General features: G+C 75.5%; 24 protein-coding genes and 1 pseudogene. 14 read left to right on the top strand and 11 right to left on the bottom strand.

What is annotated here, in order from left to right:
- Positions 1-23 precede the first annotated feature (23 nt).
- Entirely contained in the window at positions 24-272 is a 249-nt protein-coding gene (locus IE287_RS09025) for a hypothetical protein (protein WP_373307825.1), read from the bottom strand.
- Positions 273-628: 356 nt separating this feature from the next.
- Positions 629-1,687 carry an ATP-dependent DNA ligase gene (locus tag IE287_RS09020; protein ID WP_189848401.1) on the bottom strand — a complete coding sequence of 353 codons (1,059 nt, stop codon included), beginning with the start codon at positions 1,685-1,687 and terminating at the stop codon, positions 629-631.
- Between the two features lie 51 nt (positions 1,688-1,738).
- Here IE287_RS09020 and ligD point away from each other — a divergent pair, with 51 nt between their 5' ends.
- Positions 1,739-2,773 (top strand): non-homologous end-joining DNA ligase, encoded by a 1,035-nt coding sequence (ligD, locus tag IE287_RS09015; protein WP_189848400.1) that lies wholly within the window; start codon positions 1,739-1,741, stop codon positions 2,771-2,773.
- A gap of 21 nt (positions 2,774-2,794) precedes the next feature.
- On the opposite strand, the gene IE287_RS09010 is transcribed toward ligD, so the two are convergent.
- On the bottom strand, positions 2,795-3,580 hold the full coding sequence (locus tag IE287_RS09010; RefSeq protein WP_189848399.1) for an IclR family transcriptional regulator: 786 nt from the start codon (positions 3,578-3,580) through the stop codon (positions 2,795-2,797).
- Between the two features lie 819 nt (positions 3,581-4,399).
- On the opposite strand from IE287_RS09010, the gene IE287_RS09005 reads away from it, so the two are divergent.
- The 7 genes from IE287_RS09005 to IE287_RS08975 all read left to right on the top strand — a co-directional run bounded on the left by IE287_RS09005 (position 4,400) and on the right by IE287_RS08975 (position 10,675).
- Positions 4,400-5,452 (top strand): ABC transporter substrate-binding protein, encoded by a 1,053-nt coding sequence (locus IE287_RS09005; RefSeq protein ID WP_189848398.1) that lies wholly within the window; start codon positions 4,400-4,402, stop codon positions 5,450-5,452.
- A gap of 248 nt (positions 5,453-5,700) precedes the next feature.
- On the top strand, positions 5,701-6,717 hold the full coding sequence (locus tag IE287_RS09000) for an ABC transporter substrate-binding protein (RefSeq protein WP_189848397.1): 1,017 nt from the start codon (positions 5,701-5,703) through the stop codon (positions 6,715-6,717).
- Positions 6,714-7,583, top strand: coding sequence for an ABC transporter permease (locus tag IE287_RS08995; protein ID WP_189848396.1), 870 nt, complete (start codon positions 6,714-6,716; stop codon positions 7,581-7,583). The genes IE287_RS09000 and IE287_RS08995 overlap by 4 nt, the downstream gene beginning before the upstream one ends.
- Positions 7,580-8,428, top strand: coding sequence for an ABC transporter ATP-binding protein (locus tag IE287_RS08990; RefSeq protein ID WP_189848395.1), 849 nt, complete (start codon positions 7,580-7,582; stop codon positions 8,426-8,428). Before IE287_RS08995 ends, IE287_RS08990 begins: the two co-directional genes overlap by 4 nt.
- The gene (locus tag IE287_RS08985; protein WP_189848394.1) at positions 8,425-9,288 is read left to right on the top strand and encodes an ABC transporter substrate-binding protein; all 864 of its coding nucleotides are present in this window, start codon (positions 8,425-8,427) and stop codon (positions 9,286-9,288) included. Before IE287_RS08990 ends, IE287_RS08985 begins: the two co-directional genes overlap by 4 nt.
- 4 nt (positions 9,289-9,292) lie before the next feature.
- Positions 9,293-10,375 carry an LLM class flavin-dependent oxidoreductase gene (locus IE287_RS08980; protein WP_189848393.1) on the top strand — a complete coding sequence of 361 codons (1,083 nt, stop codon included), beginning with the start codon at positions 9,293-9,295 and terminating at the stop codon, positions 10,373-10,375.
- A gap of 45 nt (positions 10,376-10,420) precedes the next feature.
- The gene (locus IE287_RS08975) at positions 10,421-10,675 is read left to right on the top strand and encodes a WhiB family transcriptional regulator (RefSeq protein ID WP_189848392.1); all 255 of its coding nucleotides are present in this window, start codon (positions 10,421-10,423) and stop codon (positions 10,673-10,675) included.
- 27 nt (positions 10,676-10,702) lie between these two features.
- Here IE287_RS08975 and IE287_RS08970 read toward each other — a convergent pair whose 3' ends face one another.
- From IE287_RS08970 to IE287_RS08960, 3 genes are all read right to left on the bottom strand, one after another.
- Positions 10,703-11,677: an acyl-ACP desaturase gene (locus tag IE287_RS08970; protein ID WP_189848391.1), complete on the bottom strand. Its 975-nt coding sequence runs from the start codon at positions 11,675-11,677 to the stop codon at positions 10,703-10,705.
- Between the two features lie 205 nt (positions 11,678-11,882).
- Positions 11,883-12,128 (bottom strand): hypothetical protein, encoded by a 246-nt coding sequence (locus IE287_RS08965; RefSeq protein ID WP_189848390.1) that lies wholly within the window; start codon positions 12,126-12,128, stop codon positions 11,883-11,885.
- Positions 12,129-12,142: 14 nt separating this feature from the next.
- Positions 12,143-12,988: a helix-turn-helix domain-containing protein gene (locus IE287_RS08960; protein ID WP_189848389.1), complete on the bottom strand. Its 846-nt coding sequence runs from the start codon at positions 12,986-12,988 to the stop codon at positions 12,143-12,145.
- A 204-nt stretch (positions 12,989-13,192) separates the two neighbouring features.
- Between IE287_RS08960 and IE287_RS08955 the strand changes: the two genes are divergently transcribed.
- On the top strand, positions 13,193-13,657 hold the full coding sequence (locus IE287_RS08955) for an ATP-binding protein (RefSeq protein ID WP_189848388.1): 465 nt from the start codon (positions 13,193-13,195) through the stop codon (positions 13,655-13,657).
- Here IE287_RS08955 and IE287_RS08950 read toward each other — a convergent pair.
- The 3 genes and pseudogenes from IE287_RS08950 to IE287_RS08940 form a co-directional block, all read right to left on the bottom strand.
- A complete protein-coding gene (locus tag IE287_RS08950) occupies positions 13,643-15,292 on the bottom strand; it encodes an ABC-F family ATP-binding cassette domain-containing protein (protein WP_189848387.1) in 1,650 nt (549 codons plus the stop codon). The genes IE287_RS08955 and IE287_RS08950 overlap by 15 nt on opposite strands.
- Positions 15,293-15,557: 265 nt before the next feature.
- On the bottom strand, positions 15,558-15,974 hold the full coding sequence (gene ssgD, locus IE287_RS08945; RefSeq protein ID WP_189848386.1) for a spore wall synthesis regulator SsgD: 417 nt from the start codon (positions 15,972-15,974) through the stop codon (positions 15,558-15,560).
- Positions 15,975-16,177: 203 nt separating this feature from the next.
- Positions 16,178-16,627 (bottom strand): annotated as a pseudogene (locus tag IE287_RS08940) ((4Fe-4S)-binding protein); the annotation flags it as partial.
- A 207-nt stretch (positions 16,628-16,834) separates the two neighbouring features.
- Here IE287_RS08940 and IE287_RS08935 point away from each other — a divergent pair.
- Positions 16,835-18,010 carry a WD40/YVTN/BNR-like repeat-containing protein gene (locus tag IE287_RS08935; RefSeq protein WP_189848384.1) on the top strand — a complete coding sequence of 392 codons (1,176 nt, stop codon included), beginning with the start codon at positions 16,835-16,837 and terminating at the stop codon, positions 18,008-18,010.
- A gap of 95 nt (positions 18,011-18,105) precedes the next feature.
- On the opposite strand, the gene IE287_RS08930 is transcribed toward IE287_RS08935, so the two are convergent.
- Entirely contained in the window at positions 18,106-18,405 is a 300-nt protein-coding gene (locus IE287_RS08930; protein WP_189848383.1) for a YciI family protein, read from the bottom strand.
- A gap of 152 nt (positions 18,406-18,557) precedes the next feature.
- On the opposite strand from IE287_RS08930, the gene IE287_RS08925 reads away from it, so the two are divergent.
- The 4 genes from IE287_RS08925 to IE287_RS08910 all read left to right on the top strand — a co-directional run bounded on the left by IE287_RS08925 (position 18,558) and on the right by IE287_RS08910 (position 20,480).
- Positions 18,558-19,253 (top strand): endonuclease V, encoded by a 696-nt coding sequence (locus IE287_RS08925; RefSeq protein WP_189848382.1) that lies wholly within the window; start codon positions 18,558-18,560, stop codon positions 19,251-19,253.
- A 56-nt stretch (positions 19,254-19,309) separates the two neighbouring features.
- Complete coding sequence (gene mmpA / locus IE287_RS08920) at positions 19,310-19,450, top strand: morphogenic membrane protein MmpA (protein WP_189848381.1); 141 nt, start codon at positions 19,310-19,312, stop codon at positions 19,448-19,450.
- Complete coding sequence (locus IE287_RS08915; RefSeq protein WP_189848380.1) at positions 19,447-19,833, top strand: VOC family protein; 387 nt, start codon at positions 19,447-19,449, stop codon at positions 19,831-19,833. The genes mmpA and IE287_RS08915 overlap by 4 nt, the downstream gene beginning before the upstream one ends.
- 215 nt (positions 19,834-20,048) lie before the next feature.
- Complete coding sequence (locus IE287_RS08910; RefSeq protein ID WP_189848379.1) at positions 20,049-20,480, top strand: RidA family protein; 432 nt, start codon at positions 20,049-20,051, stop codon at positions 20,478-20,480.
- Positions 20,481-20,493: 13 nt separating this feature from the next.
- Here the strand turns inward: IE287_RS08910 and IE287_RS08905 are convergent, their stop codons facing one another.
- Positions 20,494-21,711 carry a saccharopine dehydrogenase family protein gene (locus IE287_RS08905; protein WP_189848378.1) on the bottom strand — a complete coding sequence of 406 codons (1,218 nt, stop codon included), beginning with the start codon at positions 21,709-21,711 and terminating at the stop codon, positions 20,494-20,496.
- Positions 21,712-21,776: the final 65 nt, after the last annotated feature.

The raw sequence follows: 21,776 nt of genomic DNA, 5'->3' as shown, positions 1-21,776 counted from the left end.
GTGCGCCCGAACGGGCGATGCCCTCAGGGGCGTACCGGCAGGGTGGGGTGGTGCTTGGCGAGGATCTTGTTGGCCCGGGCGAGGGCGGCGAGCGCGTGCTCGCGGTCGGCCCGGTCCTCCGCGCAGAGCGGTCCGCGGAAGCGGTAGACCTCGCGCGCCGCGCAGTCCGCCTCGATCTCCGCCTGGAGGACGTGCGCGGGCAGACAGGAGCCGATGAGGGCGGCCACGCGGTCGGGGATCGGGACGGGTACGAGGGGGGAGGGCGAGGCGATCACGGGACAGTCCTAGCGGTTCGTGGGGGTGGTCGGGAAGTGCTCTCACCCTCATACGTACCGGACGGCGGGGGCGGTTCCGGTACGGCCCCGGCGCCGTTGCGCGACGGGGGCGCCCGCCCCGTCCTGGACGCGCGGGCGCACGCGACGGGCACCCGGCGGCCCCGGTGATCGCGGTCCGCGGCGTTCTCGCAGGTACGGGGCACGGCGGCGGGCCGCCTTTGCGCACGGTCCCTGCGTATCGGCGGCGCGGACGACCGCCGCCGGCACCGGCCGGGCGGCGCGCAAGACCCCGGACGGTGATCCCGGTGTGAAGGAAATCACGTGGCGCAGGACCGCCCCGACCGGCATGATCCTCAGCCCAGCACGTCCGCCAGGTCGTACGAGACGGGCTCGCCCAGCTGCCCGTAGCCGCAGGACTCCGGGGTGCGGTCCGGGCGCCAGCGCTTGAACTGCGCGGTGTGCCGGAAGCGGTCGCCCTCCATGTGGTCGTAGCCGACCTCGCAGACCCGCTCCGGGCGCAGCGCCACCCACGCCGGGTCCTTCCCGCCCGACCAGCGGCTGGGCGCGCCGGGCAGCCTCGCCTCCGCGTGGGCCTCCTCCCGCGCCCAGGCCGCCCACGGGTGCCCGTCGGACGGGTCCATGCGCAGCGGCTCCAGCTCCCCGACCAGCTCGGCGCGGCGCTTCGCGGTGAAGGCGGCGCAGACGCCGACGTGCTGGAGGGTCCCCCGGTCGTCGTGGAGGCCGAGGAGGAGGGAGCCGACGACGGGGCCGCTCCTGTGGAGGCGGTAGCCGGCGACGACGACGTCCGCGGTCCGCTCGTGCTTGATCTTGTACATGAGGCGGGCGTCCGGGCGGTAGGGCAGGTCGAGCGGCTTGGCGACCACCCCGTCGAGCCCCGCCCCCTCGTACCGCTCGAACCAGCGCGCGGCCAGGTCGGCGTCCCGGGTGGCGGGGGCGAGGTGGACCGGCGCGGTGACGCCGTCGAGCATCCGCTCCAGGGCCGCGCGGCGCCCGGCGAGCGGGGTGTCGAGGAGGGCCTCGTCGCCCAGGGCGAGCAGGTCGAAGGCGACGAAGCGGGCCGGGGTGGTCTCCGCGAGCATCCGGACCCGGGAGCCGGCCGGGTGGATCCGCTCGGAGAGCCGGTCGAAGTCGAGCCGCCCGTCGTGGTCGACGACGATCTCGCCGTCGACCACGCACCGCTCCGGCAGCCGCTCCCGCAGCGCCCCGACGAGTTCGGGGAAGTAGCGGGTGAGGGGCTTGCCGGTGCGGCTGCCGATGACGAGCTCGGGTCCGTCGCGGTGGACGATCGCCCGGAAGCCGTCCCACTTGGCCTCGTAGTGCATCCCGGGCGGGATCTTCTTCACGGCCTTGGCGAGCATCGGCTTCACGGGCGGCATCACCGGCAGATCCATGGGTAGATTGTCCGTTATATGACATGTGTCGGCGAGCCCTAGGGGGCACCCATGGCAGGCAGGGCGGCAGCGGTGGAGGTGGAGGCCGGCGGGCGCACCGTCCGCGTCTCCAGTCCGGACAAGGTCTACTTCCCGGAGCCCGGCTACACCAAGCTGGACGTGGTCACCTACTACCTCGCCGTCGGCGGGGGCATCACCCGGGCCCTCCGGGACCGCCCCACCACCCTGGAGCGCTACCCCGACGGGGTGGCGGGGGAGTCCTTCTTCCAGAAGCACGCCCCCAAGCACCTCCCGGAGTGGATCCCCACCGCGCGCGTCACCTTCCCCAGCGGCCGCTCCGCCGACGAACTGTGCCCCACCGAGCCGGCCGCCGTCCTCTGGGCCGCCAACCTCGGGTCCGTCACCTTCCACCCCTGGCCGGTGCGGCGCGCGGACCCCGAGCACCCCGACGAGCTCCGCCTCGACCTCGACCCGCAGCCCGGCACCGACTACGCCGACGCCGTCCGCGCCGCCCACGAACTCCGCGTCCTCCTGGGCGAGCACGGGCTCCGGGGCTGGCCCAAGACCTCCGGCGGGCGCGGCCTGCACGTCTTCGTCCCCATCCGCCCCGACTGGACCTTCGTCCAGGTCCGGCGCGCCGCCATCGCCTGCGGGCGGGAGCTGGAGCGGCGGATGCCGGACCGGGTCACCGTGCAGTGGTGGAAGGAGGAGCGCGGCGCGCGGATCTTCGTCGACTACAACCAGGCGGCCCGCGACCGCACCATCGCCTCCGCCTACTCGGTCCGCCCCCGGCCGCACGCCCCCGTCTCCGCCCCGCTGCGCTGGGACGAGATCGACGACGCCGTCCCGCGGGACTTCGACATCCGGACCATGCCCGCCCGGTACGCCGCCCTCGGCGACGTGCACGCGGACATGGACGACGAACGCTTCGACCTGGAGCCGCTGCTCGAACTCTCCCGGCGCGACGAGGCCGACCACGGCCTCGGGGACCTGCCCTATCCGCCGGACTACCCGAAGATGCCCGGCGAGCCGAAGCGGGTGCAGCCGAGCCGGGCGAGGAAGGGGGAGGGCGGGGGCGAGGGGTGACGCCGGCGCGGGTGGCGGCGGTCACGCACCGGGCTCGCGCCGCTCCGACGGGGCCAGCAGCAGCACCTCGAGGGCCCGCGCGCAGGACCCGGCCTGCGCCAGGAACCAGTCGAGCCGCGCGTCCGTGATCACCTCCGGCGTCGCCCGGACGGCGAGCGCGAACCGGGCGTGCCCGGCCCGCTCCAGGACCGGCACCGCCACCGTCCGCACCCCGCGCGCCGACTCCTCGTCGTTGAGCGCGTGGCCGGCCTCCCGTACCCGCGCCAACTCGGCCGACAGCGCGGCGGGTTCCACGATGGTCCGGTCCGTGAAGGCGTACAGCGGCGGCAGCGCCGGCGGACCGGCCTCGCCCGCCCGGGGCCAGGCGAGCAGCACCTTGCCCAGCGCCGTCGAGTGCAGCGGCCGCCGCAGCCCCACCTTCGGCGTCACCGAACCGCCCGCCACGATCACCGCGTACGGACCGCTGCGCAGTGCCAGATCGGCCGTGGCGCCCGTCCGCTCGGCCAGGTCGGCCAGCTCGGGCGCGGCCAGGTGGAGCCCCCGCTGGTGGTACGAGAGCCGGCCCAGCTCCGTGACGGCGGGCCCGAGCCGGTAGCGGGCCGTCCGGGCGTCCTGTTCCAGGAAGCCGGCCGAGAGCAGCGTCCGGACCAGCCGGTGGGCGGTCGACGTGGACAGTCCCAGCCTGCGGGCCAGGTCGGAGACGCTCAGGTCGGGCCGGTTGTCGTGGAAACTGTGCAGCACGTCGAGCGCGCGGCGGACCGCCTGCGCGCCCGCCGGGGCCCGTACGGCCTCGGCCTCGGTGGTCATGGCGCTCGCTCCCCCTCCGGGTGATCGTCGCCCCACGCTCCCACATGATGGAAGCCGGAACGAGCCTCCAGGGCGGGAGGAAACACGCCGTTCATGTGCAATCCCACATGATGGGAAGCGAGTTGTGGCGGGCCGGACCGCCGTGTCATGGTTCCGGCCGAAGCACCGCGGCGGACGACGCCGCGGAGACACCGCACCGGAGGGAGCAGGTCCGCCATGCACACGTGCCGTACGGCGACGCCCGCCGCCCCCGCCGCGCCTCCCGCCCCGCCCGGGCTCACCCGGCGCCGCCACATCGACCTGGCGCGGGTCACCGGCACCGGCTGTCGCCGCCGCTGTCGGCGCTGACGCCGCCGCCGTCGGCGCACCCGGGGCCGCTCCGGCCCCTCCCGTGCCGCCCCCGGCCGTGCCGCCCCCGGCCGTGACCGTGCCCCGCCGTGCGGTCGCGCTGCCCGTCGCCGCGCTCCCCGGCCGGTCGCGACCGGCCGTGAACCGCCGGGATCCCCGGGACTGTTCATGGGTGCCGCGGGTGCCGTGCGTGCGGCGCTCGCCGTGCTCGCCGCGTCCCGTCGTGCTCGCTGGAGCCTTCACGGCCGTCATGCCCGCCGGCCCCGTCGGCTCCGTCGTCCCCGCCGAATCCGTCCCGCCCGCCGTACCCGCCGTCCCCGCCGGCCCCGTCCCGCCCGCCGTCCCCGCCGGCCCCGTCCCGCCCGCCGTACCCGCCGTCCCCGTCACGCCCTCCGGAGCCGCCGGGGCGTGCCGCCGGGCCCCGGCGCGGTCTCCGCCCTCCCTCCCGCCCCCTCACCCCTGGACCCCTCCATGACCGCCGCCCGCGTGCCCGACACGCTCTGGTTCACCCGCTGCCCCGTCCCCACCGCCACCGGCGTGGCCGCCGACCGCGGCTGGCTGGCCGCCGAGTTCGCGCCGGACGGCATCGCCGTCCGCTCGCTCCAGGACGCCGATCCCGGCGCCGACCGCGCCGCCCACTACACCCACGACCTTCCCGGCCTCTTCCGCGAGGGCGGCAACGTCCCGGCCCTGTGGGCCCGTTCGCGCGGCCAGGACACCCGGCTCGTCGGACTCACCTGGATCGAGGAGCGCCAGGTGGTGCTCGTCGCCCCCGGCTCCCCGGTCCGGCGCGCCGCGGACCTGCGCGGGCTCCGGCTCGCGGTGCCCCGGCACGACGTGCCCATCGACTTCTGGCGGGCGATGGCCCTGCGCGGCTTCGAGGGCGCCCTCGCCTCGGCCGGCCTCGGACTCGACGAGGCAGAGCTCGTCGACGTCCCCGCGGCCGGGCACGCCGGGCAGTGGGCCGCCGAACTCGACGCGCTGCGCCGGGGCGAGGCCGACGCCGTGTACGTGAAGGGCGCCCTCGCCGTCGAGTCGGCGCGACGGGCCGGCGCCGAGGTGGCCGTCGAGCTCGACGCGCTCCCGGACCCCGCCCACCGCGTCAACAACGGCACCCCGCGCCCGCTCACCGTCCACCGGGAACTCCTCGACCGCCACCCCGAGGTGGTCGACCGCTTCCTCGCGGTCCTGCTCCGGGCGGCCGACTGGGCCGCGGGCGAGCCCGACGAGGTCGCCCGCATCCTCGGCGCGGAGACCGGAGCGGGCGCGGAGGGCGTCGCGGGCGCCTACCGCGGCGGCACCCACCGCACGCTCCACCCGGACCTCTCCGACACCCGGCTCGACCTGCTGGTCCGGCAGGAGGCGGCCCTGCGGGCCCACGGTTTCCTGCCCGGGGCCGTGGACGTCCGGGCCTGGGCCGATCCCGGGCCGCTGCACCGCGCCCACCGCCTCCTCGCCGCCGACGCGACGCCGCACCCGGCCGGGCGGCCCCACCGGGCCGCGCCGCCGAGCCCCGTCGCCTGACCCGCCCCGCGCCCCCGCCCCCGAGCCGGGCCCCGGACCCCGGGCCCCCGTCCCACGACCCGCCGCCCGGTCCGCACCGCCCGACCCGTGCCTCCCCGCCCGTCTCTCCCCGCCCGTCTCTCCCGGCCCGTCTCTCCCCGCCCGTGTCTCCCGGCTCACGCCCCCGGCCCCGTCCCGCAGTCCACAGCCGGCCGCCCGCCGCCCCGATCCCCCTTCCCGTGCCCCACCGCCCTCCAAGGACGACCGCCATGCGCCCACTCGCCAGCCTCTCCGCTCTGGCGGCCCTCGCCGCCCTCGCCACCCTCACCGCCTGCGGCGCCGACCCGGCGGCCGACTCCGGCTCCGGCCGGGGCGACGGGGCGAAGGGCGGCGCGGTCACCGTCCGGATCCCCGACCCCGGGAACTCCGGCGTCCTCGCCCGGGGCAAGCAGGACGGCAGCCTCGACAAGGCCCTCGCCGCCGTCGGCGCGAAGGTCGCCTGGACCGGCAGCGCCGGACCCTTCGCCCCGGCCGCCCAGGCGATGAACGCCGACCAGCTCGACTTCGCCACCGGCTCCATCACCTCCGGCATCACCTCCCTCGCCCACAACCCCGGCTTCGCCTTCTTCACCGCCACCGACCCCGACCCCGTCGGCGAGGGCATCCTGGTGCGCGAGGGCTCCGGCATCGACTCCCTCCAGGACCTCGTCGGCCGCAAGGTCGCCGTCAACAAGGGCGGCACCGGCGAGTACCTCCTCCTCAAGGCGCTCGCCGAGGAGGGCATCCCGGCCGACCGGGTGGAGCGCGTCTATCTGCGCCCCGACCAGACGGCCGCCGTCTTCAACGCCGGCCAGGTCGACGCCTGGGCCGTCTGGTCCACCTACGCCGTCGCCGAGATCGGCAGCGGCAAGGCGCGCTTCCTCGCCGCCGGTTCGGCCATCGGATCCGACAACTACAGCCTCAACGCGGTCCGTTCGGGCTTCGCGAAGGACCACCCCGCCATCGTGAAGGCGCTCTACCACTACCTCCACGACCGGAGCGCCAAGGAGCGGAAGGACCCGGCCGCCTACCTCAACGTCTTCACCGACGCCGGCCCCACCGCCGTCACCGGCAAGGCCAGGGAGGTCCAGATCGAGTTCACCCGCGCGGGCGGCACCGTCGACCCCATCGGCCCCGAGGACGTCACCCGCTTCGAGAAGGTCGCCCGCTTCTACGCCGACCAGAAGGTCACGCCGGACACGGTCGACATCGCCGCCCACCTCCTCGACGTCGAGTCCCTGTCGTGACCGCCCCCGTCACCGCCCCCGCTCCCGCCGCCCCCGCTCCCGCCGCGCCCCCCGGCCTCGTCGCCCCGCGCCCGCCCGCCGACCGTCCGCGCTCCCGGCCCGGCGCGCTCGCCGTCCGCGCCCTCGGTCCGGTCGCCCTGCTCGTGCTCTGGTGGGTCTCGTCCGCCACCGGTCTCCTCACCCCCGACGTCCTCGCCTCGCCCGCGCAGGTCCTGGACGCGGTGGGCGAGCTGTGGGGCAACGGGCAGCTGTCCGACGCCCTCGCGACCTCCCTCACCCGCTCCGGGACCGGCCTCGTCATCGGGCTCGCCGCCGGGCTCACCCTCGGGATCACCACCGGCTTCACCCGGCTCGGCGACGAACTCCTCGACTCCTCCCTCCAGACCCTGCGCACGATCCCTTTCCTCTCCCTCGTGCCGCTCTTCATGGTCTGGTTCGGCATCAACGAGACGGCGAAGATCCTGCTCATCGCCGTCGCCACCACCTTCCCCATGTACGTCTCCACCAGCGGCGGCGTCCGCAACACCGACCGCAAACTCGTCGAGGCCATGCGCAGCTTCGGCCTCGGCCGCCTCGCGATCGTCCGGCAGGTCGTCCTGCCCGGTGCGCTGCCGTCGCTCCTCGCCGGACTGCGCCTGTCGATGACGCTCAGCGTCATCGCGCTCATCGCCGCCGAGGAGATCAACGCCACCGCGGGCATCGGCTACCTGATGTCCCAGGCCCAGAGCTACGCCCGGACCGACGTCCTGGCCGTCTGCATCCTCGTCTACGGACTCCTCGGCCTCACCGCCGACGTGCTCGTCCGCGGCCTGGAGCGGGTCCTCATGCCCTGGCGCACCGCCGGACCCGGAAGGAGCGCGCGATGACCGCCGTACGCGTACGGGGACTGCGCCGGGTCTTCGGCGACCGCGCCGTCATCGACGGCCTCGACCTCGCCATCGGGCGCGGCGAGTTCGTCGCCCTCCTCGGGGCCAGCGGCAGCGGGAAGACCACCCTGCTGCGCATCCTGGGGGCGCTCGACGGCGCCGACGGGGGCGAGGTGCTCGTCCCCGAGGCCCGCACGATCGTCTTCCAGGAGCCCCGGCTCATCCCTTCGAAGAGGGTCCTCCCCAACGTGACCGTCGGGCTGCCGCGCGGCGCCGCCACCCGCGCGACGGGCCTGCGGGCCCTCGCGGAGGTGGGCCTGGAACGGCACGCCGACGCCTGGCCCGCCACCCTCTCCGGCGGCGAGGCCCAGCGGGTCGCGCTCGCCCGGGCGTTGGTGCGGGAACCGGAACTGCTTCTGCTCGACGAGCCGTTCGCCGCCCTGGACGCGCTGACCCGGCTCCGGATGCAGGACCTCGTGGGCGAACTGCGCCGGATCCACCGGCCCGCCGTCCTGCTCGTCACCCATGACGTCGACGAGGCCGTACGGCTCGCCGACCGGGTCGCGGTCCTGCGCGACGGCCGGCTCGTCACCGACGAGCCCGTCACCGTCCCGCACCCCCGCGAGCCCGGCGATCCGGAGGTCGTCGCGCTGCGCCGCCGCCTCCTCGCCGACCTCGGCGTCCACACCCCGCCCCCGCCCCCGGCCGAGTCCCCGGTTCCGACCCTGACCTCCGTCGAGCCCCCGCCTCCTCCCCCGACCCTGCCCCCGACCCCGACCGATTCCGCCCCACCCCCACCCACCCCGGCCTCGTCCCCCCGCCCCCAGAAGGAGTTCTCCGCATGACCGTCACCATCGGCGTCCACCGCAGCAACCCGTCCCTCTACCACCTCTCCCGCCTGGGCTACGCGGAGGAGGAACTCGCCGCCCTCGGCGAGACCGTCGTCTGGCACGCGTACACCGACGGCGTGCGCACCGGCCCCCTCCTCTCCGACGGCACCATCGACTTCGGCGGCACCGGCTCCACCCCGCCGGTCACCGCCCAGGCCGCCGGCCACGACATCGTCTACACGGCGGTGTCGGCGCCCCGTCCCGACCACGGCGCCCTCCTGGTCCCCGAGGACAGCCCGGTCCGTACGGTCGCCGACCTCAGGGGCGGTACCGTCCACCTGGCGATCGGCTCCTGGCAGACCCATCTCGTCGCCCAGGCGCTCGATGACGCGGGCCTCTCCTACGCCACCGACATCACGCCGGTGCGCGGCGACTCCGCGAGCGAGGCGAAGCTCCGCTCCGGCGAGATCGCCGCCTGGGTCGCCCAGGGCGCCGAGCTGGCCGCGGCCCGGCGCGCGGGCGGCCTGCGCGTCCTCGTCCGCACCGGCGACGTCATCTCCGACCGGTCCGTCTTCTTCACCCGCCGGGACCTGGCCGAGGGGCGGCCCGAGCTGGTGGAGGCCCTGACCCGGGCGCTCCGGCGGGCCGACGCGTGGGCCGCCGCCCACCCCGGCGAGGCCGCCGCGATCGCCGCCGCGGACCAGGGCGGCAGCGCCGAGGACTGGGAGACGGCCCTGCGCGCCCTGCCCTGGACGATCGAGGAGGCCGGCGAGGAGTTCATCGCCGAGCAGCAGCGCGCGGCCGACGTCTTCCACCGCACCGGCTTCATCGGGCGCGCGGTCACCGTCGCCGACGCACTGCCCCGGAAGGCCTGATCCCATGACGTCCACGGCACCGGAAGTCCTCTGGTACGTCATCCCGCGCGAAGGCGCCTACCCGTGGGAGCCGGAGGGCCGCAGGCCCGTCGACCTCGGCTACCTCCAGCAGCTGGCCGGGACCGTCGAGCGCCTCGGCTACAGCGGCGCGCTGCTGGCCACCGACCTCTACGACGTCTGGCCGCTCGGCTCGGCGCTCGCGGCCGCCACCAGCACCCGCTTCAAGCCGCTGCTCGCCGTCCACCCCGGCCTGGTCTCGCCCACCCTGCTCGCCAAGACGGCGCTCACCTTCGACAACCTCTTCGGCGGGCGGCTCCGCTTCAACGTGGTCAACGGCTCGACCGCGTCCCTCAAGGAGTACGGGCTGCACGTCGGGCACGACGAGCGGTACGAGCTGAGCGCCGAGTACTGGTCGATCGTGAAGCGGCTCACGGCCGGCGAGGTCTTCGACCACAAGGGGAGGTTCTACGAGCTGGAGAACGCCGGCGCCTCCTTCCGGGACCTGCGCCCGGTCCAGGCGCCGCACGTCCCGCTCTGGTTCGGCGGCTCGTCCGCGCCCGGGATCGAGATGGCCGCCGAGCACGTCGACGTCTACCTCACCTGGGGCGAGCCGCCGCACCTGCTGAAGGAGAAGCTCGACCACGTGCGGGCCCGGGCGGCCGCGCACGGGCGGACCCTCCGGATCGGCCTGCGGCTCCATCTGATCGTCCGCGACACCGAGGACGAGGCCTGGGCCGCAGCCGACCGGCTCCTCGACGTGACCAGCGAGGCGACGTACGCCCGTCAGCTCGGCGAGCGGGCGGGGGAGGACGGGGTCGGCTGGCAGCGGCAGTTCCGGCAGCACGGCGGCCGGGTCCCGGCCCGCGCCCGGGAGCTGGAGACGTATCCCAACCTCTGGCCGGGCATGGGCCTCTTCCGGCCGGGGCCGGGCACCGCGCTGGTCGGTTCCACGGCCCGGGTGGTGGAGCGGCTCCAGGAGTTCCGGGAGCTGGGCGTCGACACCTTCATCCTCTCCGGCAACCCGCTCCTGGAGGAGGCGTACCGGGTCGCCGAGACGGTCCTGCCGGCCCTCGGCGTGCGGCATTGATCGAACGTTGAGGACGTGTTTAGGCCCGCGGGGCACGGTAGGGGCATGCAGACGGATACCGACGTGCTCACCGCCCCCGACCTCTCCTGGCGCGAGAACGCGCTGTGCGCCCAGGCCGGCCCGGAGTTCTTCTTCCCCGCCCCCGGCTCCTCCACCCGCGAGGCCAAGCAGCTCTGCGGGGCCTGCGAGGGGCGCCTCGCGTGCCTGGACTACGCGCTCACGCACGACGAGCGCTTCGGGGTGTGGGGCGGGCTCTCCGAGAAGGAGCGGGGGCGGCTCAGGCGCGGACAGCGCTCCTGAACCGCCCCCGCGGGGGTGCGGGCGGCCTCAGCCGGCGGCGCGCGCGGCCATCCGGGCCTTGCGGGCGGCGAGCTTCGCGTCGAACTTGGAGGCCTCCGCGTCCAGCCCGTTCATGTACAGGCCCAGCTCCTCCTGGGCGCGCAGCCCGTCGGGGCCGAGGCCGGAGATCTCCAGCACCTTGAGGTGGCGGAGCACCGGCTCCAGGACGTCGTCGTGGTGGATGCGCATGTTGTAGATCTCGCCGATGGCCATCTGGGCGGCGGCGCGCTCGAAGCCGGGGATGCCGTGGCCGGGCATCCGGAAGTCGACCACGACGTCCCGGACGGCCTGCATCGACAGGTCGGGGGCGATCTCCAGCGCGGCCTTCAGCAGGTTCCGGTAGAAGATCATGTGCAGGTTCTCGTCGAGCGCGATGCGCGCGAGCATCCGGTCGCAGACGGGGTCGCCGGACTGGTGGCCGGTGTTGCGGTGCGAGATGCGGGTGGCGAGCTCCTGGAAGGCCACGTACGCCACGGAGTGGAGCATCGAGTGGCGGTTGTCCGACTCGAAGCCCTCGCTCATGTGCGACATCCGGAACTGCTCCAGCTTGTCCGGGTCGACGGCGCGGGAGGCGAGCAGGTAGTCGCGCATCACGATGCCGTGCCGGCCCTCCTCCGCGGTCCAGCGGTGCACCCAGGTGCCCCAGGCGCCGTCGCGGCCGAAGAGGCTGGCGATCTCGTGGTGGTAGCTGGGCAGGTTGTCCTCGGTCAGCAGGTTGACCACGAGGGCGGTCTTCCCTATGTCGGTGACCGGCGACTGCGCCGGGTCCCAGGGCTCGCCGTCCTCGAAGAAGCCGGGGAAGTTCCGGGCGTCCGACCACGGCACGTACTCGTGCGGCATCCAGTCCTTGACGACCTTGAGGTGCCGGTTGAGCTCCTTCTCCACCACCTCTTCCAGCGCGTACAGCAAGCGCGCGTCGGTCCACCCTGCCGAGCTGCCGAGGTGGGGAGAGGTGAGCGTCACGGGGACTCCTGGGGACGGAGAGGGGGCAAACGGAACTACCTACGGATTCGTAGGTTACGAGACCGTAGGTTAAGGCCCTGTAAGGGGGTGACCAAGCCCCTCTCGGCCGATGTCCGGTTACGTTCTGTTATGTGTGCAGCTCGGTCCCCCAAAAGAGACGCAGGTCACCTCGGGTTCGGTCACCCCTGGACAACTGATCGGCTACTCAGAGCAGATGATCGGCGGCGCCGGACTTCACCGCGGAGATCAGCGCGCGCAGTGCCTCGACGGAGTCGCTGACGTACTCGCCGGGGGCCAGGGTCGACCCGATGTAGGCGCGGCCGGCGTCGTCGAGGCCGAAGCGGAAGCAGTTGGCCCCCTCGCTGCAGAAGGCGTCCCCCCAGGCGATGTCGACGGCCGGGGCGGTGGGACCGGTGGAGGCGGCGGGGGGCGCGGGCGGGGTGACGTTCATGGTGGCGGGGTCCTTCACAGGTCCTGGGCTATCGAGCGGATGAACGCGCGGGAGTCGGCGGTGGACAGGGCGAGTCCGCGCAGCCGTCCCAGCAGGCCCAGGTAGCGGCGCAGCTTCATGTCGGCGTCGAGGAGGATCGAGCCGTGCGAGGAGTCGAGCTGGACGGTGTCGAGCTGCGGCACGGGTGCGGACACATAGGTGAACGACTGGCCCGCGCCGGGGAAACCCCCGGCGGCGAACGGGATGGCCCGCACGGTGACGGTGGCCCGCTCCGACTGCTCCAGGATGTGCTCCAGCTGGGCGCGGGCGACCTTGGGCCCGCCGAACTGCATGCGCAGCGCCGCCTCGTGGATCACGGCCTCGTACGGCACCGGCCGGTCCAGGGTCTCCTGGCGGCGCAGCCGCAGGGCGAGCCGGGCCTCCAGGTCGGGTCCCGGCAGGGGCGGGACGGCGGTGTCGAAGACCGCCCGCGCCTGCTCCTCCGTCTGGAGCAGGCCGGGGACGTGGGTGGTGACGGCGGTCGCCAGCTCGGCCGCGTGGTGCTCCAGTTCCGCGATGTCGAGGAGGGCGGGCGGCAGGAGGCCGCGGTGCTCCTCCCACCAGCCGCGGTCGCGCTCCTGGGCCATGGCGGCGAGCAGGTCCACCAGGCCCGTGTCGGGGCAGCCGTAGTTGAAGGCCAGCGTCCGCACCCGTTCGGGGCTGATGCCGAAGCGGCCCGATTCGATGTTGGGGATGCGGGTGCGGTCGACGCCCAGGAGGGCGGCGGCCTGCTGGGCCGACATGCCCGACTGTTCGCGCAGCTTGCGCAGTTCGGCGCCGAGCCGTTGCTGGCGCGCGGTGGGGCTGCTCCTGGGTGGCACGTCGTTCTCCCTCGTCCTGCGGGGCGGCCCCCTGCCGGCCCGCTCCCGTGCCGCTGATCGCCTTCTGTCCGGAAACAGCGCCACTATGTGCAAGTAGTAGCACTGTGCTCCGCTTCTGCGCTACGGTCGGTAGCGCAAGTCTCACACGGGGCGACCATGGCCGTGTGCAGAGCACCCCCACGTACAAGAAATGCGAGCAATCCGATGAAGGGCGCGCTGCGTTGCCTTCCGGCCGCCGCCACGGCGGCCGAACCCCCACCCTCCGCCACGGAGAACCTCAGCCACTCGATGCTGCTCCCCGGCGGCGCCCACTGCGCGGGCCTCGCCCGCGAGGCCGTCCACGGCCTCCTCGGCCGCCACGGCCTCGCCGAACTCCGCGAGACCGCCGTGCTCGCCGCGTCCGAACTCGTCTCCGCCGCCTGCCGGTTCACCCCCGACCGGGAGATGGCCCTGCGGATCCGCTGGCAGTACGACGCCCTGCGGATCGTGGTCTACGACCAGCACCCGGCCCACCGCGGGCCGGACGAGGCGGAGCGCTGCCGCGACCGCCGCAGCCGCAGCATGTGGCTGCTGGCCGCGGCGGTCGACGAACACGGCGGGGACTGGGGCCTCACCCCCGCGCTCACCTCGGAGGGCGGCGCCAAGTCCTGGGCCTTACTCCACCGCTGACCCCGTCATGACCCGGAGCTCCTCCGCCGACGTCGGCCGCAGGCGGCCGTCGAGGAGCACCCGGCGCGTGATCCCCAGCGACTCCAGGAATGTCAGGTCGTGACTGGCCACGACCAGCGCCCCCTCGTACGCGTGGAGGGCGGCCGTCAGCTTCCGCACCGAAGCGATGTCCAGATTGTTCGTCGGCTCGTCCAGCAGCAGCAGCTGCGGAGCCGGCTCCGCGAGCAGCAGCGCCGCCAGCGTGGCCCTGAACCGCTCGCCGCCCGACAGGGTCCCCACCGGCCGGTCCGCACGGGCCCCCCGGAACAGGAACCGCGCGAGCCGGGCCCTGATCGCGTTCCCCGACGCCGCGGGAGCGAAGCGGGCCACGTTCTCCACCACGCTCAGCCCGTCGTCCAGCACGTCGAGCCGCTGCGGCAGGAAACGCAGCGGCACCAGCCGCTCCACCTCCCCCGAGACCGGCTCCAGCTCCCCGGCGATCGTCCGCAACAGGGTCGTCTTGCCCGCCCCGTTGCGGCCCACCAGCGCCACCCGCTCCGGACCCCGCAGCTCGAACCCGCCGTCGACCCGCGCCCCGTACCGCAGCTCCAGGTCCGTCAGCCGCAGCACCTCGCGGCCCGCCGGCACCGAGGTGCGCGGCAGCTCCACCCGGATCTCGTCCTCCTCCCGCACCGCCTCCGCCGCCACGTCCAGCCGCTCCCTGGCCTCCGCCAGCCGGTCCGCGTGCAGGGTGCGGTGCTTGCCCGCCGAGACCTGCGCCGAACCCCGCCGGGTGTGGGCCACGACCTTCGGCACGACCTTGTTCTCGAAGCTCTTCTGCGCGTACCGCTGCCGGCGCGCCAGCTTCATCCCGGCGTCCGCCAGCTCCCGCCGCTGCCGCTGCACGTCCGCCTCGGCGACCCGCACCATCCGCTCCGCCGCCTCCTGTTCGGCGGCGAGCGCCTCCTCGTAGGCCGAGTAGGGGCCGCCGTACCAGCGCACCCCGCCCTCGTGGAGGTCGGCGATCCGGTCGACCCGCTCCAGGAGCTCCCGGTCGTGGCTGACCACCACCAGCACCCCGGACCAGGCCTCCACCGCCTCGTACAGGCGGGAACGGGCGTGCAGGTCGAGGTTGTTGGTGGGCTCGTCGAGCAGCAGGACGTCCGGCCGGGCGAGCAGCAGCGCCGCGAGCCGCAGCAGCACGGACTCGCCGCCGGAGAGCTCGCCGACCGTGCGGTCCAGCCCGACCGCGCCGAGACCGAGCTGGTCGAGCGTCGCCAGGGCCCGCTCCTCGACGTCCCAGTCGTCGCCGAGCGCCGCGAAGTGCGCCTCGGCCGGGTCCCCCGCCTCGATGGCGTGCAGGGCGGCCCGCTTCCGCTCGATCCCGAGGATCCCGTCGACCCGCCGGCCGGTCTCCAGGACCAGGTTCTGCGGCAGGTGGCCGATCTCGCCGCCCGCGCGCACGGCGCCGGAGGTGGGGGTCAGCTCCCCTGCGAGGAGCCTCAGCAGGGTGGACTTCCCCGAGCCGTTCGCGCCGACCAGGCCGGTCCGGCCGGGGCCGACCGTCACCCCGAGGTCGTCGAAGACCCCGGTGCCGTCCGGCCAGGAGAAGCAGAGGGAGGTGGTGGAGAGGAAGACGGGACGATGCGATGACATGAGGGCCTCCGGTGCCGCGAGCACGGTGTGAGCGTGAAGGGGATGCGACGCGTGAGACACCGGGGCGGGGCGGCGTGGGGAACGGCTCGTCCACCGAGGTCGAGAACGGCACGCACGGCACGGGGCACGGGCGCGGCACGGTGTCTCGGACCTCAGATGTACAATGTTCCTTCTCCGATCGGGAGGCGACCTGTCGTCGTCGACGGTAGGGCCCCGCCCGGGCGGGAGGCAATCGGATTTACGGCGGACCGGACGGCCGCACGGCTCAGGGCAGGTCGCCCAGGAGGAAGGCCAGGTCCCGGTCCCAGTCCAGGTACTGGTGCTCGCGCCCGGCCGGCACCAGGTGCTGCGAGCGCTCCAGGAAGCGGCGCAGCTCCGAGGTGCGCACGTGGACCACCGCCACCCCCTCCGGGGCGTGGAACTCGACCACCGTGCGGTCGTAGCCGTACGGCCGCAGCCGCACGTCCCCGTCGCCGGCGGGCCGGTCGACGCCCTGGGCGAGGAGCTCGCGGGCGAAGGCCCAGGAGACCTCGACGCCCTCCAGGGTCGCCGGCGGGGGGAAGGCCATGCTGACGGCGTAGGGGTCCTCGCGGTCGTAGCGCAGGGTGGCGGGGACGGTCTCCATCCGGGGAGCGGAAGCGACCATACGGGCCTGGACGGGCTGCTCGATCACCGCGGACACGGCGGCTCCTCTCGTGTGGTGGCGATCCCGGGCGTCTCCCCGACACCGAGGTACCTGACACCCATGAAGACGAGCGGAAGCACCGGAACGTGCACTCCGGTACCACGTGAGGTGCGTCACCGCCCCCCGCGCGGGGGGTTCCGGGACACCTCCCGTGGGTGTCCCGGAACCCCCTGGCGCTCCTCGGCGACGTCGTCGTCGGGCTCCGCGCAGGGTCCCGAGTGGTCGCAGTACGGCTGGTTCCCCGAGGCCCCGCAGCCGCAGAGCACCGCCCGGGTCTCGTGCCGGACGCCGTCCCGGCCCGTCACCGACAGATCGCCGCGGACCACCAGCTGCCCCGACGGTCCGCGGCGCACCGTGGTGGGCGCGTCCGGTGCCTCCGCCGCGCCGCCGGCCGCCGGGTGGTACTGCAGCGCCCCCGAGGGGCAGCGCCGGATCACCTCGGCGACGCGCCCGGGCGCGGCGGCGTCCGGCAGCACCCAGGGGCGACGGGACAGGTCGAAGACCTCGGGCAGGCCGTGGACGCACTCGGCCGCGTGCAGACAGCGGCGCGGCTCGAACGTCACGGTGATGCCCTCGCCGTCGTACTCCTTGAGCCGCGGCTTCCCGGCGATGGGGGACTCCGTCCCCGGGTCCGCTGTTCCCTCGGTCATGCGGCCAGCCTAGGAACGCCCCGGGCGCCCCGCACTCCGGCGGGCCCGGCGGGGCCCTCCGCCGCCGTCTCCCGGACCGGCCCGCGCTCCGGCGGGCCCGGCGGGGCCCTCCGCCGCCGTCTCCCGGACCGGCCCGCGCTCCGGAGGCCCTCTGGACGGGCCGGGCCGCCGCCGCTAGCTTCCGGCGCCATGACACCTGTGCGAAAGATGCGAACGACGCGACGCACGAGGGCGGCGGGGCTGAGGGGGGCGGCGCTGGCGCTGGCCCTCGCGGCCCCCGCGTGGGCCGGGGCGACCCCCGCGGCCTCCGCGACCGCCACGCTCCCCGCGGCTCCCCTTGCCGCCGCGCTCCCCGCGGCTCCCGCTGCCGCCGTGACCCCCGGTGCCGCCCCGCCCGCCGCTGCCGCGGCGGGCTGGCAGCCCACCCCCACCGGGACCGACGTCCGCTTCCGCGGCCTGGCCGCGGTGGACCGGAGCACCGCCTGGGCCGCCGGCTCCCGGGGGACCGTCCTGCGCACCGCCGACGCCGGCCGGCACTGGAGCGACGTCTCGCCGCCCGGCGCCGAGGGACTGGAGCTCCGGGACGTCGAGGCCCTCGACGCCCGCCGGGCCGTCGTCCTCGCCATCGGCGAGGGCGAGGCGTCCCGCCTGCTGCGCACCGAGGACGGCGGCGCCACCTGGACCGAGACCTTCCGCAACACCGACCCGCGCGCCTTCTACGACTGCGTGACCTTCCTCGACCGCCGCCACGGCCTGGCGCTGAGCGACCCGGTGGACGGCAGGTTCCGGATCCTCGCCACCCGCGACGGCGGCCGCAGCTGGACGGTGCTGCCGGACTCGGGGATGCCCGCGGCCCTCCCCGGCGAGGCGGGCTTCGCCGCGAGCGGCCAGTGCCTGGTCACGGCCCCCGGCGGCGGGGACGTCTGGTTCGCGACCGGCGGGGCGGCCACCGCCCGGGTCTTCCACTCGGCCGACCGGGGCCGCACCTGGACCGTCACCGACACCCCGGTCCCGGCCGCGGACCCCGCCCGGGGCGTCTTCGCGCTCGCCTTCCGCGACCGCCACCGCGGCCTCGCCGTCGGCGGCGACTACCGCACCGGACAGCCCTCGCCGCGGGCCGCGGCCGTCACCGCCGACGGCGGCCGGAACTGGACCCCGGCCGGCACACCGCCGCCCGCGTACCGCTCCGGCGTCGCCTGGCTCCCGCACGGCCGGTCCGCCGCCCTCGCCGTCGGGCCCACCGGCACCGACCTCACCCTCGACGGCGGCCGCACCTGGCGGACCGTGGACACGGGCTCGTACGACACCGTCGACTGCACTCCCGACGGCGGCTGCTGGGCCTCGGGCGAGAAGGGCCGGATCGCGCGGCTCGCGCGCGGCTGAGGAACCCGGCCCGGAACCGGCGCGGCGCGGCCCGGCGGTGCCGGACCGGGCCCGGTCGAGCCCGTCCCGGTCGGGCCGCAACCGGCCGGAGCAGGTCAGGCCGGCGGCTGCTCGCGGTAGCCGGCCAGGCCCTCGACGGTCTTCGAGGCGTAGAACTCGGTGATCCGGTACGTGCACAGGCCCTCGGAGCTGAAGGGGTCGGCCGCCGCGATCCGCTCGATCGCGGCCCGGTCGACCCCGGCGGCCAGGATCACCCCGCCGTCCCGCGGGTTCTTCCGCCCGGACGCGAGGAACACCCCGGCGGCGTACTGCTCGTCCAGCCAGGCGACGTGCGCGTCCATGAGGGCGTCCGCCCGCTCGACGGGCGCGGTGTAGGTCAATTCCAGTACGAACATGCGTCCCAGGCTACCGGCGGGCCCACCGGCGGCGATCTTCCCTCGGAAGCCGTCGGAAGCCGTCGGAAGCCGTCGGAAGCCCTCGGAAGCCCTCGGAAGCCGCCGGGAGCCGGGCGCGGGCCCCCGGAGGCGGCGCCCGTAGGGTGGTCCGCATGGGGATCATCGGGGTTCCGGCGGACTGGCCCGCCGACGAGGAAGCCGCACGGGACGTCCAGCGGCGGCTGCGCGGGCGGCTCGTGCTGGACGAGGAGGGCCCGGCGCCGGGGGAGGGGCACGTCACCGGGCTCGACGTGGCCTACGACGACGAGCGGGACCTGGTCGCCGCCGCGGCCGTCGTGCTCGACGCCCGGACCCTGGAGCCGGTCGGGAGCGCCACGGCCGTCGGGCGGGTCTCCTTCCCGTACGTGCCCGGGCTGCTCGCCTTCCGCGAGATCCCGACCGTGCTGGCCGCCCTGGACGCGCTCACCGTCGACCCCGGCCTCCTGGTCTGCGACGGCTACGGGCTCGCCCACCCGCGCCGCTTCGGGCTCGCCGCCCACCTCGGGGTGCTCACCGGACGGGCCGCGATCGGCGTCGCCAAGAACCCCTTCACCTTCTCCTACGAGCAACCCGGCCCGGACCGGGGCGACTTCGCGCCGCTGCTCGCCGACGGCGAGGAGGTCGGGCGGGCCCTGCGCACCCGGGGCGGGGTCAAGCCCGTCTTCGTCTCCGTCGGGCACCGGATCTCCCTCGACAACGCCTGCGCGCACGCCCTCGCGCTCTCCCCGCGCTTCCGCGTCCCCGAGACCACCCGGCACGCCGACGCGCTCTGCCGCCGGGCGCTCGCCGAGGCGCGGGCGGCTGAGTAGCGCCTGAGTACCCGTACGGATGTCCGTTGTCAGACCCGCACGGCACAGTGGCCGTCATGACAACCCCCGTGACCACGCGTCCCCACCGTCACTCCGGTGGCCGCGCGCTGCCCTTCGTCCTCGCCGTCGCCGCGCTCTCCGCGCTCGCCTGGACCTGCGCCATCCTGTACGTCCTCGCCGACTGGACCACCGGATGAGCGGGCGGCTGCGGTGCGTCGTGCTCGACTGCCCCGACTCCCTCGAACTCGCCGGTTTCTACCGGGAGGTGCTCGGCGGGGAGGTCACGGCGCCCGATCCGGGGCTCGCCGTCGGCGCCGGCTCCGCCGTGCTGCGGGACGCGGACGGGCCGGTCCTCGCCTTCCAGGACGTGGCCGACCACAGGCCGCCCGTCTGGGGAGCCCCGGAGCAGCAGTTCCTGCTCGACATCCGGGTCGAGGACCCGGCCGCCGCCCACGAGACGGTGCTCGCCCTCGGGGCCGTCGCCCTCGGCGAGGGCGGGGGCGACGGCGCCCCGGACGGACCGTCGTGGCGGGTGTACGCCGACCCTGCCGGACACCCCTTCCGGCTCATGGGCGCCTGATCCGGTTCATGGGCGCCTGAGGCCACGCCTTCGGGCCCCGCGCCGCCGCGCCCCGCGCCACCGCCCGGCCGCGCCGCCGCGCCCCGCGCCGCCGCGCCCCGCGCCACCGCCCGGCCGCCACGCTCCACCGCCCGGCCGCACCGCCGCGCCGCCCCGCGCCGCTCCACCGTCCCGCTCCGGCTTTGACCGGTGCGCGGGGTGGGAAGGATGAGCGGATGGACCTGCACACCACGCCCCGACGGCTCGTCTCCTCCGGCTCTCCGCTCGAACCGGAGATCGGCTTCTCCCGGGCGGTCCGGACCGGACCGTACGTCTCCGTCGCCGGCACGGCGCCGATCGCGCCCGACGGCACCACCACCGCACCCGGCGACGTCCACGCCCAGACCGTGCGATGTCTGGACATCGCCGAGGCCGCCCTCCGCGAGGCGGGCGCCCGTCTGGAGGACGTCGTCCGCACCCGGGTCATGCTCACCGACGCCACCACCTGGCGCGAGGCCGCCCGCGCCCACGGCGAGCGGTTCGCCGCCGTCCGTCCCGCCTGCACCTTCGTCGAGGTGTCCCGGTTCATCGACCCCCAGTGGCTGGTCGAGGTCGAGATGGACGCGGTGGTGACCGACCACACCGCCCCCGACATGGTCGGCTGGTGAGCCGCGGCCGCCCCTACCCCGTGTGCGCCACCCGGAAGCGCAGGCCCGCCGCCCGCAGCCGGGTGATGAGCGCGTCGCCCATCGCCACCGCCGTCGTGACCTGGCCCGCCGTCCTCGGCAGCGGGTCCAGGGCGAGGCAGAGCGCCGACTCGGCGAGCATCTTCGCCGTCTCGTCGTATCCGGGGTCGCCGCCCGACACCTCGGTGAGGACCCGGCGTCCACCGCCCTCGCCGACGAAGCGGACCGTGAACCAGCTGCGGGCGCGCCGCTCGGCGGACGGGCCCGAGCCCGCCCGGTAACGGTCCATCAGACACCGTCGCGCGGGCGGGAGCTGGGCCGCGGCGACGGCGGCGCCGATCGCCGCCGTGCCGCCGAGCGCCATGGGGAGCGTCTTCACCGAGGCGTAGTGGCGGTAGCGGAAGTCGGGACCGTACCGCTCCAGCGCGGCGGCCGAGCGGGCGACCACCTGGGGGTCGAGGGTGGGCAGCGGCAGCGCCCAGGTGCCCGTCTCGGTGCTGAACCGGGGCGCGCCCAGCGGCGCGTGGGCCCGGCGGCCCACCAGCCGGGGCGCGTGCAGGCGGCGTTCACGGGCGGCCCGCAGCATCTCCCGCCCGCGCCCGAAGGCGGTCAGCGCGGAGGCGAAGGTGCCGCCGGAGAAGACGGCGCCGGCCCGCACGAAGCCGTCGATCCGCAGCGGCACGCCCTCCGGCAGCTGCTGGACGGTGAAGAGCACGCCGAGGTCGTGCGGGACGGAGTCGAAGCCGCAGGCGTGCACGAGCCGCGCGCCGGTCTCCCGGGCGCGGGCGTCGTGGCGGACGTACACGAGGTCGACGAACTCGGCCTCGCCGGTCAGGTCGAGGTAGTCGGTGCCGGCGTCCGCGCAGGCGGCGACGAGCCCCTCCCCGTACCAGACGTACGGTCCGACGGTGGAGGCCACCACCCGGGCCGACCGGGCGAGCGTGCGCAGGGAGGCGGTGTCGCCGGAGTCGGCGACCAGCAGCGGCAGGCCGGCGAGGTGCGGCCGGTCCGCGGCGAGCCGGTCCCGCAGCGCCGCCAGCCGCGCGGCCGAGCGCCCGGCGAGGGCCCAGCTCAATCCGGCGGGGGCGTGCGCGGCCAGGTACTCCGCGGTGAGCTCGCCCACGAACCCGGTCGCCCCGTAGAGGACCACGTCGTACGGGCGCGCTCCGGCGTCCCCGCCGGTGTCCCGCCCCGCGTCCGCCCCTGTCTCCATCGAGCCCCCACTCCCGTCGTCCGGTCGGCGTCCCGCCGTGTCGTCACGCCGTCGGCGGAGGATAG

It is taken from the genome of Streptomyces omiyaensis (assembly GCF_014650895.1).
GTDB lineage: Bacteria > Actinomycetota > Actinomycetes > Streptomycetales > Streptomycetaceae > Streptomyces > Streptomyces omiyaensis.
Note: the sequence above shows the minus strand (reverse complement) of the source record. Positions and strands in the feature narration are given on the sequence as shown.

Coding starts and splice junctions, on each gene's coding strand:
- IE287_RS09020 (WP_189848401.1), bottom strand. CDS start 1,687: ATGGATCTGCCGGTGATGCCGCCCGTGAAGCCGATGCTCGCCAAGGCC.
- ligD (WP_189848400.1), top strand. CDS start 1,739: ATGGCAGGCAGGGCGGCAGCGGTGGAGGTGGAGGCCGGCGGGCGCACC.
- IE287_RS09010 (WP_189848399.1), bottom strand. CDS start 3,580: ATGACCACCGAGGCCGAGGCCGTACGGGCCCCGGCGGGCGCGCAGGCG.
- IE287_RS09005 (WP_189848398.1), top strand. CDS start 4,400: ATGACCGCCGCCCGCGTGCCCGACACGCTCTGGTTCACCCGCTGCCCC.
- IE287_RS09000 (WP_189848397.1), top strand. CDS start 5,701: ATGCGCCCACTCGCCAGCCTCTCCGCTCTGGCGGCCCTCGCCGCCCTC.
- IE287_RS08990 (WP_189848395.1), top strand. CDS start 7,580: ATGACCGCCGTACGCGTACGGGGACTGCGCCGGGTCTTCGGCGACCGC.
- IE287_RS08985 (WP_189848394.1), top strand. CDS start 8,425: ATGACCGTCACCATCGGCGTCCACCGCAGCAACCCGTCCCTCTACCAC.
- IE287_RS08980 (WP_189848393.1), top strand. CDS start 9,293: ATGACGTCCACGGCACCGGAAGTCCTCTGGTACGTCATCCCGCGCGAA.
- IE287_RS08975 (WP_189848392.1), top strand. CDS start 10,421: ATGCAGACGGATACCGACGTGCTCACCGCCCCCGACCTCTCCTGGCGC.
- IE287_RS08965 (WP_189848390.1), bottom strand. CDS start 12,128: ATGAACGTCACCCCGCCCGCGCCCCCCGCCGCCTCCACCGGTCCCACC.
- IE287_RS08955 (WP_189848388.1), top strand. CDS start 13,193: ATGAAGGGCGCGCTGCGTTGCCTTCCGGCCGCCGCCACGGCGGCCGAA.
- IE287_RS08950 (WP_189848387.1), bottom strand. CDS start 15,292: ATGTCATCGCATCGTCCCGTCTTCCTCTCCACCACCTCCCTCTGCTTC.
- IE287_RS08935 (WP_189848384.1), top strand. CDS start 16,835: ATGCGAACGACGCGACGCACGAGGGCGGCGGGGCTGAGGGGGGCGGCG.
- IE287_RS08930 (WP_189848383.1), bottom strand. CDS start 18,405: ATGTTCGTACTGGAATTGACCTACACCGCGCCCGTCGAGCGGGCGGAC.
- IE287_RS08925 (WP_189848382.1), top strand. CDS start 18,558: ATGGGGATCATCGGGGTTCCGGCGGACTGGCCCGCCGACGAGGAAGCC.
- mmpA (WP_189848381.1), top strand. CDS start 19,310: ATGACAACCCCCGTGACCACGCGTCCCCACCGTCACTCCGGTGGCCGC.
- IE287_RS08915 (WP_189848380.1), top strand. CDS start 19,447: ATGAGCGGGCGGCTGCGGTGCGTCGTGCTCGACTGCCCCGACTCCCTC.
- IE287_RS08910 (WP_189848379.1), top strand. CDS start 20,049: ATGGACCTGCACACCACGCCCCGACGGCTCGTCTCCTCCGGCTCTCCG.
- IE287_RS08905 (WP_189848378.1), bottom strand. CDS start 21,711: ATGGAGACAGGGGCGGACGCGGGGCGGGACACCGGCGGGGACGCCGGA.